Genomic DNA, 13,220 nt, shown 5'->3' on the forward strand with positions numbered 1-13,220 from the left:
GTCTCACAGCTTGTCGAGCGCGCGTTCGAGGTCGGCCAGCAGGTCGTCGACGCTCTCGATGCCGACCGAGAGACGCACGACCTCTTCCGGGACGGCGAGCTCGGTGCCACGCACCGAGGCATGGGTCATCTCGTCGGGATGGTTGACGAGCGACTCCACGCCGCCGAGCGATTCGGCCAGCTGGAACAGCCTGGTCGACTCCGCGAACTTCCGCGCCGCCTTGCCGTCCGCGAGGGCGAGCGAGACGATGCCGCCGAAGGCCGACATCTGGCGGGCGGCGAGCTCGTGCCCCGGGTGCGACTTCAGCCCCGGATAGTACACACGCGCGACGCGGTCGTGGCCCTCCAGGAAGTCCGCGACGGCCGTCGCGTTCTCACTGTGACGCTGCATGCGGATGCCGAGGGTCTTGATCCCGCGGGTGGTGAGCCACGCGTCGAGGGGTCCGGAGACGGCGCCGGCCGCGAACTGCAGGAATCGCGCGCCCTCCGCCACCTTGTCGTCGTCGATCACCAGTGCGCCGCCGACGACGTCCGAGTGGCCGCCGAGGTACTTGGTCGCGGAGTGGACGACGACGTCGGCGCCCAGGCCCAGGGGCTGCTGCAGCGCCGGGGAGGCGAACGTGTTATCGACCACGACCAGGGCGCCGGCATCCTTCCCCAATCGCGCCAGGCCCGCGATGTCGGTGATCCGCAGCAGGGGATTGCTCGGCGTCTCGACCCACAGGATCCGCGCCGGGCGCTCTTCGAGGGCGGCGGCGACCGCATCCAGATCGCTCATGTCGACGATGCGCAGTCCGACTCCCCACGGGCCGAGGATCCGCGCGATCAGCCGATAGGTGCCCCCGTAGACGTCGTTGCCGAGCAGCACCTCGTCGCCCGGTCCGAGGACCGAGCGCAGCAGCGCGTCCTCGGCGGCCAGACCGGACGAGAACGAGAGTCCGTGCTTTCCGCCCTCGATCGCGGCGAGCTGGGTTTCCAGGGCGGTGCGCGTCGGGTTGCCGCTGCGCCCGTACTCGTAGCCCTGTCGAAGACCGCCTATGCCGTCCTGGGCATATGTCGTGGAGAAGTGCACGGGCGGGATGACCGCGCCCGTCGTCGGGTCGAATGCCTGGCCGGCGTGCACCGCGAGGCTGTCGAACCCGTGCGCCGGGATGTGGGCGGTCATGCGCTGCTCCTCGAGCTCGTGCTCTTCGTCGTGTCGGTTTCGGGCATCGGGTCGGGTGCCGGTGGATCGACGTCGAACCCGCGCTGCCGCATCCAGTCGTCGTTGAAGATCTTGCTGACGTACGAGCGTCCGTGATCGGGAAGCAGCACGACCACAACGGCCTCCTCGGGAAGGTCGCGTGCCGTGCGCAGCGCGCCCACGACCGCCATCCCGCTCGAACCGCCGACGAGCAGGCCCTCTTCGCGCGCGAGCCGGCGGGTCATCGCGAACGCCTCCGCATCCCCGACCCGCTGGTATTCGTGAACGACGGTGGGGTCGAACGTCTCGGGCCAGAAGTCCTCGCCGACGCCCTCGACCGCGTATCCGTGGATCGGGCCGCCCGAGTAGATCGAGCCCTCGGGGTCGACTCCGATGACCCGCACGGTGTCCTGCGAGAGCTCCCGCAGGTAGCGGCCGGTGCCGGTGATGGTGCCACCGGTGCCGATGCCGGCGACGAAGTGCGTGACGAGGCCGTCGGTGTCGCGCCAGATCTCCGGACCGGTGGTCTCGAAGTGGCCGCGCGGGCCGTTCTGGTTCGCGAACTGGTTCGGCTTGAACGCACCGGGGATCTCCCGTGCCAGCCGGTCGGAGACGCTGTAATAGGAGCGCGGGTCGTCTGGTTCGACGTGCGTCTCGGTCACGACGACTTCGGCGCCGTACGCCCGCAGCACGTCGACCTTCTCGCCCGCGAACTTGTCGGGCACGACGAAGATCATCCGGTAGCCGCGCTGGAGTGCCACGAGGGCCAGCCCGACTCCGGTGTTGCCGCTGGTCGGCTCGACGATCGTGCCGCCGGGGCGGAGCAGCCCGTCGCGCTCCGCGGCATCGACGATGATCCGCGCGATGCGGTCCTTCGCCGAGCCGCCGGGATTGAAGTACTCGACCTTGGCGAGCACGGTGGCGCGGATGCCGGTGGTGACGTGGTTCAGTCGAACGAGGGGGGTGTTGCCGACCAGATCGGCAACGCTGTTGGCGTATCGCACGGTGGTGTCCTGTAGGGAAAGGCCGCGCGTCAGAGGCGCGGCAGCTGTCGGGGGTCGTCGAGGCGAGTGCGAGGCACTCAGCGACAACAACGACAGGTCAGCACGGATTCAGCGTAGCCGCTTCGCCGGGATGCCGCGACCTCGCCCGATCCGGGACGACTCAGACGTCGATCCAGGCCGAGCGCGGGGGAGTCAGCTCGGCCAGTTCGGCCCACAGCTCCTCCGGAATCGGGTGCGCGGCGAGGGCGATCGTCTGCTCGATGCGCTCGGGCGTCGAGACGCCGACCACGGTGGAGGCGATGCGCGGGTCGCGGAGGGAGAACTGCAGGGCGGCTGCCGCGAGCGGCACGCCGTGACGCTCGCAGGCCTGCTGCATGAGGAGGGCGGCCGCCTGCGCGTCGCCGGCCTCGCGGTAGGCGTACCGCCCGCTGGCGGCCGGACCCTTGGCCAGCATCCCGCCGCCATAGGGCGCGGCGTTGAGCACGCCGATCCCGAGGTCGTGGGCCGCCGCGATCAGCTCCTCGGCGGAGCGATCCAGCAGCGTGTACCGATTGTGGGTGAGCACCACGTCGAAGACGCCGGTCTCGACGAGGGGCCGCAGCACGCTGAGGGATCCGCCGGCGACGCCGATGAAGTCGACCAGTCCCGAGTCCTTGAGCTCCTGCAGCGCCTCGACGGGCCCGCCCGGTGCGACGGATGCTTCGTACCCGATGCGCTCGGGGTCGTGGAGGTGCAGCAGCGGGACGCGGTCGAGCCCCAGGCGCTCGAGGCTCTCGCGGTAGGACTCGCGCACGCGGGCGCCGCCGAAGTCGGTGGACCCGAACCGCGGGTCGACCTTCGTGGCCAGGACGTAGTCGGCGGGCAGGCCGCCCGCTTTGCGAAGGGCCGCGCCGATGCGGAGCTCGGACTCGCCGTGCTCGCCGTAGCCGTTGGAGGTGTCCAGGAACCGCACCGGGCTGTCCAGCGCCGCACGGACCGTCGCGACGGCGCGGTCGTCGTCGACCTCGTAGCCGTACAGGAAGCGGAAGTTCGCGAGCGGGCTCGTGCCGAAGCAGAGCTCGGTGACCCGCAGGCCGGTGCGTCCGAGTACGCGCGTGTTCATCGGCTTGCCACCGCATCCCACAGCGCATCGGCGACCTCGCGCTTGGTGCCGCTGACGGTGGCGATCACCTCGTCGTGGGCGCCGATGAAGGTGAGGGTGTTGTCGGCTGATTCGAAGCCCTTCTGCCAGCCGACCTCGTTGACGGCGAGGATGTCGACGCCTTTGCGGCGGCGCTTGCGCCGAGCTCGTTCGAGCAGGGCGGCGGCATCCGTCTCCGTCTCGGCGGCGAAGCCGACGATGATCTGCCCGTCCCGCCGATCGCGCACCAGCGCGGCGAGGATGTCGGCGGTCTCGACCAGTCGCAGCGTGAGCTCGCCGCCGGTCTCCTCCTTCGCGAGCTTGCGCTCGGACGCCTCTGCGACGCGGTAGTCGGCCACCGCTGCGGCCATCACGACGATGTCGGCGTCGGCCGCCCGGGTGCTCACCTCTGCGGCCAACTCCGCCGCGGAGCCGGCCAGGGCGACGTCGACCCGCGGGTGCGCGCGGGCTTCGGCGAGTACGTCCGTGTCGGTGTGCGCGGCGATCAGGGTCACCCGCGCTCCGCGGTCGGCGGCGGCGAGCGCCACCGCGACCCCCTGCCTGCCGCTGGAACGGTTGCCGATGTAGCGAACCGGGTCGATCGGCTCGCGTGTGCCGCCTGCGGTGACCACCACGCGGCGGCCGGCCAGATCGTCGCGGGGGGAGAGCAGCGCGGTGACGAAAGCGTGCAGCTGCTCGGGCTCGGTCATCCGCCCGGGTCCGACGTCGCCGCCGGTGAGCGGACCGTCCTCGGGGCCGACGAGATGGACGCCGCGGCCGCGAAGGACCTCGACGTTGTGCTCCGTCGCGGGATGCCGCCACATCTCGGTGTGCATCGCCGGCGCCACGACGACCGGTGCCGTGGTCGCCAGTAGGCTCGTACCCAGCAGGTCGTCGGCGAGTCCGGCGGCCATCTTCGCGAGGAAGTTCGCCGTCGCGGGCGCGACGATCACCAGATCGGCGGCCTGCCCGAGAGCGACATGGCGGACCTTCGCGACGTCGTCGTGGACAGAGGTGGTGACCGGATTGCGACTGATGGCTTCCCAGGTCGGAATGCCGACGAACCTCACGGCGTCTTCGGTGGGGATGACGTGCACCTCGTGACCGTCCAGCACCAGCAGCCGCACGAGCTGCACGGTCTTGTAGGCGGCGATCCCGCCCGTCACTCCGACGATGACGTACACGCGTCGATTCTGGCAGACGTGCGGGATGCCGCGCGGGGCGGCGCCGGATCGGGGAGGGCTGCCTGATGTGCACGGTGATCATCACCGTCCCGTCTGACGGGTCGCAGCCGGTGCGGCTGCTCGCCGTGCGCGATGAGGATCCGGGGCGCGCCTGGAATCGGCTTGGTGCCTGGTGGCCGGACGAGTACCCCGGCGTGGTCGGCATCCGCGATGCTCGCGCCGGAGGGGCATGGCTCGCCGCCGCACCCGGTGAGCGACGGCTCGCGGTGCTGCTGAACCGGCACGACCTGTCGGACCGCCCCGACCATGCGGTGCAGACCAGGGGGAGCGTCGCGCTCGAATCGGTGGCCGGCCGCTCGCCGGGCGCCCAGCCGCCGACCCGCGGGTTCAACCTCGTCGAGGTGACCGCCCACACCGCGCGGGTGGTCTCGTGGAACGGCGTCGAGTCCTGGACCGTCGAGCTCTCCCCCGGCACGCACATGATCGCGCACGACGACGTCGACGACCCCGCGACCGCGCGCATCACCACGTGGCTGCCCGAGTTCCGCGCCGCCGCTTCGCGGTTGCCGGACGACGCCGCGTGGTGGAACGCATGGCTGCCGGTCATCGAGCGAAGCGCGGATCTGCCCGGTGACGATCCCGCAGCGATCATCCGACGTCAGAGCTTCGAGGGCATCCCGTCGTACTCGCTGCTGATGTGCGTGGCGACCGTGGGCGAGGACGGCCTCGAGGTGCTCGATGCGCCGTTCACGACGCCGGGGGAGTGGACGCCCGAGCCGCTCGGCTGACCATCGGTCGGAGAATCCCGTCCACGTCGAGGGCGGCTCGTCCGGCCTGGCAGCCGCTCACCCGTAGACGAGATATGCGCCGGGTTTGTCCGGCTCTCTCAACTCGAAATGCACGTGCAGACCTGCGCCGTCGAGCAGCTGCACCTGCTGCTCGAATTGCTCGTTCGTCACATACCCGTTCCGCGTGAACCCCCACTGATCCTGCAACCACGACCGAACGGCGGCCAGGAGCCGGGAGTCGATCCCTGACGGGATCCGCGATGCGCGAACCCAGAAGTAGACGACCGCATCCACATCCGCCCACACCGCGTCTTCGACCGCAGGCGTCACCGTTGCCCGGCTGAGGAACGTGGCCGTCGTCGGGAAGATGTAGACGCATCCGAGACTTTCGGCGCTCGCCGGGTCCAGTACCGCGAAGGTGAAGGCGCGACGCTCCGCGTGACGTCGCTCCAGGTCGGCCAGGTCTTCAGCGTTCGCCTCCACGGTGAAGTCGTCAGCCGGCCACGAAGACTGCTCCCACAGACGCAGGTCCGCACGCGTCTCCACGACGGCTTCGAAATCACGCTCAGCGTCAGCGACCTCGATCGGCCGGAGGAGGAACTCGTCGCCGTGCAGGGACTCCGGGACGGCGCATCCCGGATCGGTGAACGGATTCGGGCGCCGTTGCGCGACAGGTGGGTCGGGGGTCGCACGAATCGAGCGACTGGTGACATCCGTGATCGACCGGGGCCCGCCATCCTTGCGTCGCGACATGCGTCAATTGTCCCGCTGTCATCGCAGGCACAGAGCGTCGAAGCGAGGACGGCCGAACGCTACAGTTCCCTCATGAGAATGCTGGGGGTCTTCGTCCTGGCCGTGCTGGTACTCGCCGGCTGCACGGCCGAGCCGGCACCATCGCCGACGACGACTTCATCTCCTGCCCCGGCAACCGCAGGCGAGTGCCCTGCGGGAACGAGCCTGCGCGACGAGCTGTGTCTCTCCGACGACACCATCGCAGACGAGCTCAGCGGCATTCTGCATTCGCAGTTCACCGACGCCCAGCTGAACGCGGTGATTGCGGGCGTCTGGCACGACGGCGAGCCTGTGCTGGTCGGCGCGCTCGGCGAGTCGATGACCGGTGTGCCGGCCACCGCCGATATGCACCATCTGCTCGGCAATCTCTCCACACCGATGTTCACAACCGTGGTCATGCAGCAGGTCGAGGCCGGTGCGCTGTCGCTGGACGATCCGCTCTCGACCTGGTTTCCCGACCTTCCGGCGGCCGACCAGGTAACGATCGACATGCTGCTGCATCACACCAGCGGCTACCCGCACTATACGGAGATCCAGTCCTTTCTGGATCGGCTCTGGGAGGACCCCTTCCAGCAGTGGGACATTCAGGACCTTGTCGACATCGGCGTGGCAGGCGGACCGGTGTTCACGCCCGGCACCGACTGGCTGTTCTCCGACACGAACACCCTCATCCTCCAGCAGGTGATCGAGGAAGTGACCGGGCGCTCCGCCGGCGAACTGCTGCAGGAGGACATCTTCGACCCGCTCGGCATGGACGATTCGACTGCCGCGTTCGACGCGAACTGGCCGTCACCCGTGCTCCACGGCTACAGCGATGAGCGCGGCGTCTGGGAGGACGTGACCCATTGGAGCCCGACGTGGACGTACACCGCAGGCGGCGTCGGCGCCGATCAGGAGGACGTGAGGGTGTTCCTGGATGCCCTCGGCGAGGGCTCGCTGCTGAGCCCCGAGTTCCATGACCTGCAGTTCGCACCGAGCACCGCGGGCCTCGGGCCGTGGACCGATGAGCAGTACTGGGCGATGGGCTTCCTGAACCTGGACGGCTGGGTGTTCCTCAACCCGGGCCTCTCGGGCTACTACGGCGCCGGCGGTACCATCCCGGCCGAGGGCTGGACCATGGTCGTCTACACGACCGCCAGCCAAGCCGGTGACCAGTCCGCTCCGACCGCGACTGACATCTTCCGGCAGTTCACCGCCGTCGTGACACCGGAGCATTCGCTCGCGAAGGCTGGGTGAGCAGCGCCGGATCACGGACGGCAGCCGCTGACACGCAATAATGCTGATATGACCTCTCCTTCTGTCGAACGGCGCTCGAACCCGGCTGCCTGGGCCGCGTTCTGGTTCGGGCTCGCCGGCCTCGTTCTCATGCCCATTCCGCTGTTCATCGGGCTGATCGTCGGCGGTGCACTCTCCGTCGTCGCCGCGATCTTCGCTGTGATCGGCCTCTTCAAGGGCCTCGCGCGCAACGGAAAGGGCATCGCGCCCGTCGTGTTCGCAGCGATCTTCATCGCTCTCACGTGGGCCGGCATCTCGGTCGGCGGCGGCACCGTCTGGTAGGTCCCCGACCGTCACCCATCAGGCCACCTTTCGCACGCCGCGCATCGGTGGTCGAATGTGGCGCATGGGTGCAACTCGCCGCGGTTCGTTGACGGATCGGTCGAGACCGTGGCGGATGCTGCTCGCGTTGCTCGGTGGATTGTGGGCCGCGCTGACGCTGCCGCTCACAGCGACCGCGTTCGGCTCCACGCAGTGGGTGTGGGTCTTCGACTCCTCCGTCTACGTCGCCGCCCGGCAATGGGCGAACGACCCCTATGTCGTCTTCGGAGCACTGGCAAGCCTCTCGTTCCTCGCGATCGGCATCGCCCTCCTGCCCGACCTGTGTCGAGCCCGATGGGGCGGAACGGTGATGGCGTGGCTGGTCATCGCCGGCGCGCCGGTGACCGCGCTGAGCTACCTCAATACATCGGAGAGCGCCCCGTTCCACTTCCTCTGGGGCGCGGAGTTCTACATCCTGGTGGCCATTGGCGCCAGTGGAATCGCCGCCGCCATCTCCGCCGGGCCGCATTGGGGGATCGGGGTGCGAAGCCTGCTCGGGATGACCTTCGTCGTCGTTCTGGTCGGAACACTCGCGCTTGGCTACTACCCGCACGGCAGCCTCGTGGTCCTCGCCGTCGAGGCGGTCGTGCTCATTGCTGCGGCACCGCGCGATGCCGCGTTCGCGGAAGGCTCGGCATCAGAGCGAGACGTTGCCCTGCAGACGGATTCGCCGGCGTCATCGTGACTCGGTCCGCGAGGAGCCCCCGCTGAGGCGTTAACCGGCCTGCGTGCCGGAGTGCCGCCCGCGATGCGAAGTCTTGCCGCGGTTCTCCTGGGGGTGAACAATGCGGCCATGCGCGCACCGTCGGATCGCCGGGCCCCAGTGCGGGGAGCACAGCGAATGTCTGCCGCTCTGGGCGCGATCCTGTTCGCGGGGTCGTGCCTTGCGGCGTGCTCCGCGAATGCTGAATCCGCCGCGCCGACCGGCACGACGCCGGTCGAGCCGTCGGTTGCGCGCACGTCGCCGACCGGTACCGTTGCGCCGTTCCTCGTGCCTGACTTCGATGGCCCAGCGCCGCAGCCCGTGAAGGCCGGTACGGCGCACGTTCTCGAGAACCCGAACCCGGGAGCGTCCGACTTCAAGAGTGTCGAGTACACCGTTCCACCCGGGTGGGAGATCGGTGACGTGTACATCGGCAAGAATCTCGGCCAGACGGGCGAGGTTGCGATCAGCTTCTGGACGCCGGCAGGCGTCTACTCCGATCCGTGCCGGCGAACCACAGACCTGAGTCCGATCGACCTCGCAGACCACACCCATACCGATGGCGGCGACCTCATCCTCATGAGCTATCCGCAGATCGGGCTTTCGGCGCAGGACGGCCGTGCGGCCACAGAGGCTCGTTCGGTGATCGTCGACGATCCTTCTGAGGACGAGGGGATCATCGCGCTTCGACTCGAGCTGACCGTGCCCGCCGATCTCGACCTCGCGTCGTGCGATGAGGGGGTCTACGTCGCCTGGCCGGGAACCCGCACGGGCGAGCGGCCGAGCGACAACCACATCCCGGGGCAGACGGACATCATCTACCAGGTCGATGTCGACCTGGGCCCCCTGGTCATCGACGCGTCGTTCCGGCCCGACTCCTCGCCGGAGGACATCGAAGAGCTCTACGCGGTGCTCGGATCAATCGTCATGGACCGCTACTGACTCACGGGTTCTCGTCTGCGCCGCGGACTGCGTCGCTGAGCGACCCTCTTCTGCACCGATGCAGTGACCGCTAGGGTTTGGCCGACCCACGAATCGAGGCGTATCGTGACCCAGCCTTCCTCCTCCGCCGGCGCCAAGGTGAACTGGCTGGCCATCATCGCGCTCGTGATCGGCGCAGTGAGCATCTTCTTCAACCCCTACCTGCTGGTGTCCGCGATCGCGATCGTGCTGGGCATCGTCGCCCTGATCAGCGCGCGCAGGGCAGGCGATCAGCGGTCGTACCAACTCGTCGCCATCCTGGGCATCGTGGCTGGAGCAATCGGCGCACTGCTCGTGATCGTCAGCAACACGATCAGCGCATCGCTGTAGCGGCCGACCGAAGCGCGCACGCAGACGGGCGGCAGCCGCTGCAGGGTTGTCCATGCCGCGGGGCTACGTTGGGTTGCGTGCCCTTCGCTCTCGCGCTCACCGTCCTCCTCGGGTTGTTGACCCTCCTCCAGCTGGCGCTCATCTTCGGCGCACCGCTCGGCGCATTCGCATGGGGTGGCCAGCATCGAGTGCTGCCCGCACGACTGCGGATCGGCAGCGCGGTGTCGATCCTCATCTACGCGCTGATCGTCGTCATCGCGTGGGATCGCGTCGGCGCCATCGACCTGTTCGACGGGTTGTTCTCCGAGGTCGCGATGTGGGTGATCTTCGCGTACTTCACGCTCGGCATCGCGATGAACGCGATCTCGCGCAGCAAACCGGAGCGCTACACGATGGTGCCGATGTCGATCGCCCTCGCAGGGCTGTCGTTCCTCATCGCGATGGGATTCGGCGAGCTCGCGACGGCGATCTGATTCGATCCCTGGGTGCACCCAGCGTGGCTCGGATCGGCATCCCCCTTCCACACGAGTCCGCGCACGAGCAATATGAGTGCGTTGGCAACGAACATTGAGGGGTAAGCATGAGCGTCTATCGAGTCATCGACGTCATCGGAACGAGTGCCTCGTCCTGGGAGGAGGCGGCCCGAGAAGCGATCAACACAGCCGCGGGATCGCTGCACGACCTCCGCGTTGCCGAAGTGACGAAGCAGGACGTCGTGGTCGGCGACGATGGGAGTCTCATCTTCAGGGCGCGGATCCAGCTGTCGTTCAAGTACGCACCGGAGTAGGCCGATCCTCTCTCGCCCGGGACTGCACGGTCCGACCAGCGTCGAACCAGCGGGTCGAGAGGAACCCACATCGATTTCGCGGGTCACTCGGCCCGGTCATTCGGCGGCTTGTAGAGCTCTTGAACCGCCTGGTCGATGTCGTCGTCGCGCTCCTCGACCGGTTCCAGGTACAGGCGCATGTGAACAATCAAGTCGTCCGCTTCACGCAGGATCACGACTCCGCGCATCGCGAACGGGGACCCATCCGCGTGCCGGCCGCGCCAGTCCCACTCGCCCCATTCGACATTGCCGTCGATCGAGGACGCCACGAGTTCCGCAGCGAAGTCCGGCACGCCCTCGAACACAGACGTCCAGTTCGCACGAACCTGAGCCTGCCCGCTGAACCCACGAGTCGGGTGCAGCGGCTGGTAGCTCTCGTACGAGTCCGCGAACAGCGATGCCATGCGGTCGGGATCGTGAGAGTTCATCGCATCTCTCAAGCGCTCGAGCATGCCGCCCATGGCTCACACGGTAGACCGCACCGCAATGGTGCGATAGTCCGCACGATTGACAGACCCGGTCGGCGCGGCCGACCTACCACAGGGCCGCCAGGGTGATGACGAGCATCGCCCCGGTGATGATGGGCCAGTAGAGGATGCGCGGCCAGGCGTTGCCGTACTTGAACAGCCCGAGGTGGGGCCTCGCGACCAGCAGCACCGAGTTCATGGCGACGGCGACGATCGCGAAGTAGGTGATGACGTGCAGGCCCTCGAGATAGACGAGGCTGGGCCAGCGCACCTCGTTCCTCAGCGCGTTCTGGGAGACGAGCACCGCGAAGACGTATGCGGCGCAGGTGAACAGAACCGCGCCCGGCCGCACACCGAACTGATCGAGCCGTTTCTGGTTGCGTCCGATCACCATGACGATGACGAACAGCTGCAACAGGATGATGAACGGCGCGATCCCCTGCGAGAAGAGTGGTCCGAGGAGGTATCGCTCGGCGTTGATGTTGAAGTACAGCTCCGGCTTCGGGACGAAGGTGTAGTCCTGGATGCCGAAGTCTGCGTTGTAGGTGGCGAGCCGATAGCCGAAGAAGCTCTCTTCGATCTTCCAGTTCTCCAGCACCACGATGGGGTCGACACCCGGAAGCGTCGTCGGGTTCGTATCCACGTACGCGTCGAGGTCGGGCACCAGGAACACGTTGTCTTCGAAGTCGACCGACCACATCCGCAACCAGAGCTCCTGCCGGTCGAGCGGGTAGTCGCTGTAGTCGAACTGCTCGCGCAATGTGGTCTTGAAGTTCCACCCGACCAGCACCTCGTCGCCCTGCACGGCCTCGTAGACCTTCGAGAAGTTGGTGGTCTCCGCCTCGGGGAAGACCACGCCCCGGTCGATGTCCTCGCGGTCGAGCGGGTAGAGCTGCCACATGTACCCCGCCACCTGCAGGGTGTAGGGCCCCTTGAACTCGAGCGACTGGATCATGAGGCCGGTCGGGATGTATGTGGGCTCCTCGGCGTCGGGGCCGGTGTCGACGTTCGCGTCGTTGAATGCGTCCACTTGAGCCTGTGTGGTGACGCGGGTCTCGTCGGGCGCATCCTCGTACGGCACCGACTGGTAGCCGACCCAGACGGTGGCGATGACGAAGATGCACAGGACGGAGAACACAGCGGCGAGCCAGCCGGCGACAGTCATCCATGCCGGCCGCGGCGGTTCCGGCGGCGCCTCGTCGACGTCGCCTCCCGGTGGCGGCTTCTCAGCTGCCGTGACCGCTTTGGCCATGACCCTTGTTATACCCGATGAGAGCGGCTCGCGCGCTCAGGGAGGTGGTCCCAGACCGCTTGATGGCGGCGGGCCCGTGCCGGTTCCAGCATGTGAGGATGTCGGTATGGTGACCTCCTCGGCCTCCCCCCTGATCTCCGTGGACGAGCTGCGGGCTCGCCTCGAGGCCGGTGACGGCATCCGCCTGCTCGATGTGCGGTACCGGCTCGAGCAGAACGACGGCCGACCCGGCCATCTCGCGGGCCATCTTCCCGGTGCGGTGTATGTCGACATGGACACGGAACTCGCCACGCTCGGCGATCCGTCCGAGGGGCGGCATCCGGTTCCATCTCGAGCCGTGCTCCAGGATGCCGCGCGCCGGTGGGGCCTCAACATCGGTGACGCGGTCGTCGTCTACGACGACTATCGTTCGGTGTCGGCCGCGCGCGCGTGGTGGTTGCTCACCCGTTCCGGGGTCGACGACGTGCGCGTGTTGGACGGCGGCTTGTCGGCGTGGGCGGCGGCGGGACTCCCGCTCGAGGAGGGCCATGTCGTGCCCGCGCGCGGATCGATCGAACTCGAGGAGCTGAGCGGAGGCGTCGCGACGATCGATGATGCCGGATCCTGGCCGGCGCGGGGCGTTCTGCTCGACGTTCGCGCGTCCGAGCGCTACCGAGGTGAGGCCGAGCCGTATGACCCGATCGCGGGGCACATCCCCGGAGCCGTCAACCTGCCCGCCGGGGCCTACCTGAACGGCGCGAACTTCGCGGAGTCCGGAGCGATTCGCGCAGCACTCGCCGGTGCCGGCGTGACAGATGATTCACCCGTCGCCGCCTATTGCGGCTCGGGGCTGACGGCCGCGCACCTTGCGCTCGCGGGCGCGGTCGCGGGTGTCGATATCGCCGTGTTCCCCGGCTCGTGGAGCCAGTGGTGCAACACGCCCGGTCGTCCTGTCGCGACGGGACCGACGCCGAGCGGCGACATAGCCGGGTAGGCCACGAGGACGACCACGGGCT

The 13,220-nt window shown here is 68.3% G+C and carries 16 protein-coding genes; 9 read left to right on the forward strand and 7 right to left on the reverse strand.

Annotation, left to right across the window (positions count from 1 at the left end; translation table 11 throughout):
- Nucleotides 1-3: 3 nt before the first annotated feature.
- The 4 genes from BM349_RS03540 to coaBC form a co-directional block, all read right to left on the reverse strand.
- The gene (locus BM349_RS03540; RefSeq protein WP_091702907.1) at nucleotides 4-1,164 is read right to left on the reverse strand and encodes a cystathionine gamma-synthase; all 1,161 of its coding nucleotides are present in this window, start codon (nucleotides 1,162-1,164) and stop codon (nucleotides 4-6) included.
- On the reverse strand, nucleotides 1,161-2,186 hold the full coding sequence (locus BM349_RS03545) for a pyridoxal-phosphate dependent enzyme (RefSeq protein ID WP_091702910.1): 1,026 nt from the start codon (nucleotides 2,184-2,186) through the stop codon (nucleotides 1,161-1,163). Before BM349_RS03545 ends, BM349_RS03540 begins: the two co-directional genes overlap by 4 nt.
- Nucleotides 2,187-2,346: 160 nt before the next feature.
- Nucleotides 2,347-3,288 (reverse strand): aldo/keto reductase, encoded by a 942-nt coding sequence (locus tag BM349_RS03550; RefSeq protein ID WP_091702914.1) that lies wholly within the window; start codon nucleotides 3,286-3,288, stop codon nucleotides 2,347-2,349.
- Entirely contained in the window at nucleotides 3,285-4,490 is a 1,206-nt protein-coding gene (coaBC, locus tag BM349_RS03555) for a bifunctional phosphopantothenoylcysteine decarboxylase/phosphopantothenate--cysteine ligase CoaBC (RefSeq protein ID WP_091702918.1), read from the reverse strand. The genes BM349_RS03550 and coaBC overlap by 4 nt, the downstream gene beginning before the upstream one ends.
- Before the next feature lie 65 nt (nucleotides 4,491-4,555).
- On the opposite strand from coaBC, the gene BM349_RS03560 reads away from it, so the two are divergent.
- Complete coding sequence (locus BM349_RS03560; RefSeq protein WP_091702922.1) at nucleotides 4,556-5,278, forward strand: NRDE family protein; 723 nt, start codon at nucleotides 4,556-4,558, stop codon at nucleotides 5,276-5,278.
- 57 nt (nucleotides 5,279-5,335) lie between these two features.
- Here the strand turns inward: BM349_RS03560 and BM349_RS03565 are convergent, their stop codons facing one another.
- On the reverse strand, nucleotides 5,336-6,031 hold the full coding sequence (locus BM349_RS03565; protein WP_091702926.1) for a GNAT family N-acetyltransferase: 696 nt from the start codon (nucleotides 6,029-6,031) through the stop codon (nucleotides 5,336-5,338).
- Nucleotides 6,032-6,103: 72 nt separating this feature from the next.
- Between BM349_RS03565 and BM349_RS03570 the strand changes: the two genes are divergently transcribed.
- From BM349_RS03570 to BM349_RS03600, 7 genes are all read left to right on the forward strand, one after another.
- Nucleotides 6,104-7,306, forward strand: a complete 1,203-nt coding sequence (locus BM349_RS03570; RefSeq protein WP_091702930.1) for a serine hydrolase domain-containing protein — start codon at nucleotides 6,104-6,106, stop codon at nucleotides 7,304-7,306.
- A gap of 48 nt (nucleotides 7,307-7,354) precedes the next feature.
- On the forward strand, nucleotides 7,355-7,627 hold the full coding sequence (locus BM349_RS03575; protein WP_091702934.1) for a hypothetical protein: 273 nt from the start codon (nucleotides 7,355-7,357) through the stop codon (nucleotides 7,625-7,627).
- A 115-nt stretch (nucleotides 7,628-7,742) separates the two neighbouring features.
- Nucleotides 7,743-8,351 carry a hypothetical protein gene (locus tag BM349_RS03580; RefSeq protein WP_091702937.1) on the forward strand — a complete coding sequence of 203 codons (609 nt, stop codon included), beginning with the start codon at nucleotides 7,743-7,745 and terminating at the stop codon, nucleotides 8,349-8,351.
- Between the two features lie 156 nt (nucleotides 8,352-8,507).
- A complete protein-coding gene (locus tag BM349_RS03585; RefSeq protein WP_091702941.1) occupies nucleotides 8,508-9,311 on the forward strand; it encodes a hypothetical protein in 804 nt (267 codons plus the stop codon).
- Nucleotides 9,312-9,416: 105 nt separating this feature from the next.
- Nucleotides 9,417-9,680, forward strand: a complete 264-nt coding sequence (locus tag BM349_RS03590) for a DUF4190 domain-containing protein (protein ID WP_091702945.1) — start codon at nucleotides 9,417-9,419, stop codon at nucleotides 9,678-9,680.
- A 77-nt stretch (nucleotides 9,681-9,757) separates the two neighbouring features.
- Nucleotides 9,758-10,153: a hypothetical protein gene (locus tag BM349_RS03595; protein ID WP_091702948.1), complete on the forward strand. Its 396-nt coding sequence runs from the start codon at nucleotides 9,758-9,760 to the stop codon at nucleotides 10,151-10,153.
- Between the two features lie 107 nt (nucleotides 10,154-10,260).
- Nucleotides 10,261-10,467 carry a dodecin family protein gene (locus tag BM349_RS03600; protein WP_091702952.1) on the forward strand — a complete coding sequence of 69 codons (207 nt, stop codon included), beginning with the start codon at nucleotides 10,261-10,263 and terminating at the stop codon, nucleotides 10,465-10,467.
- A gap of 83 nt (nucleotides 10,468-10,550) precedes the next feature.
- Here BM349_RS03600 and BM349_RS03605 read toward each other — a convergent pair whose 3' ends face one another.
- Nucleotides 10,551-10,967: a nuclear transport factor 2 family protein gene (locus BM349_RS03605; protein ID WP_091702957.1), complete on the reverse strand. Its 417-nt coding sequence runs from the start codon at nucleotides 10,965-10,967 to the stop codon at nucleotides 10,551-10,553.
- 73 nt (nucleotides 10,968-11,040) lie between these two features.
- On the reverse strand, nucleotides 11,041-12,225 hold the full coding sequence (locus BM349_RS03610) for a hypothetical protein (protein ID WP_139230872.1): 1,185 nt from the start codon (nucleotides 12,223-12,225) through the stop codon (nucleotides 11,041-11,043).
- A gap of 106 nt (nucleotides 12,226-12,331) precedes the next feature.
- On the opposite strand from BM349_RS03610, the gene BM349_RS03615 reads away from it, so the two are divergent.
- Complete coding sequence (locus tag BM349_RS03615; RefSeq protein WP_091702965.1) at nucleotides 12,332-13,198, forward strand: sulfurtransferase; 867 nt, start codon at nucleotides 12,332-12,334, stop codon at nucleotides 13,196-13,198.
- The last annotated feature ends 22 nt before the right edge of the window (nucleotides 13,199-13,220 follow it).

Source organism: Microbacterium sp. cf046 (assembly GCF_900114345.1).
In the GTDB taxonomy this organism is placed as follows: Bacteria; Actinomycetota; Actinomycetes; order Actinomycetales; family Microbacteriaceae; genus Microbacterium.

Excerpts from the sequence above, each read along its gene's own strand:
- BM349_RS03540 (WP_091702907.1), bottom strand. The coding sequence starts at position 1,164 with ATGACCGCCCACATCCCGGCGCACGGGTTCGACAGCCTCGCGGTGCAC.
- BM349_RS03550 (WP_091702914.1), bottom strand. The coding sequence starts at position 3,288 with ATGAACACGCGCGTACTCGGACGCACCGGCCTGCGGGTCACCGAGCTC.
- BM349_RS03560 (WP_091702922.1), top strand. The coding sequence starts at position 4,556 with ATGTGCACGGTGATCATCACCGTCCCGTCTGACGGGTCGCAGCCGGTG.
- BM349_RS03565 (WP_091702926.1), bottom strand. The coding sequence starts at position 6,031 with ATGTCGCGACGCAAGGATGGCGGGCCCCGGTCGATCACGGATGTCACC.
- BM349_RS03570 (WP_091702930.1), top strand. The coding sequence starts at position 6,104 with ATGAGAATGCTGGGGGTCTTCGTCCTGGCCGTGCTGGTACTCGCCGGC.
- BM349_RS03575 (WP_091702934.1), top strand. The coding sequence starts at position 7,355 with ATGACCTCTCCTTCTGTCGAACGGCGCTCGAACCCGGCTGCCTGGGCC.
- BM349_RS03580 (WP_091702937.1), top strand. The coding sequence starts at position 7,743 with ATGCTGCTCGCGTTGCTCGGTGGATTGTGGGCCGCGCTGACGCTGCCG.
- BM349_RS03585 (WP_091702941.1), top strand. The coding sequence starts at position 8,508 with ATGTCTGCCGCTCTGGGCGCGATCCTGTTCGCGGGGTCGTGCCTTGCG.
- BM349_RS03600 (WP_091702952.1), top strand. The coding sequence starts at position 10,261 with ATGAGCGTCTATCGAGTCATCGACGTCATCGGAACGAGTGCCTCGTCC.
- BM349_RS03605 (WP_091702957.1), bottom strand. The coding sequence starts at position 10,967 with ATGGGCGGCATGCTCGAGCGCTTGAGAGATGCGATGAACTCTCACGAT.
- BM349_RS03610 (WP_139230872.1), bottom strand. The coding sequence starts at position 12,225 with ATGGCCAAAGCGGTCACGGCAGCTGAGAAGCCGCCACCGGGAGGCGAC.
- BM349_RS03615 (WP_091702965.1), top strand. The coding sequence starts at position 12,332 with ATGGTGACCTCCTCGGCCTCCCCCCTGATCTCCGTGGACGAGCTGCGG.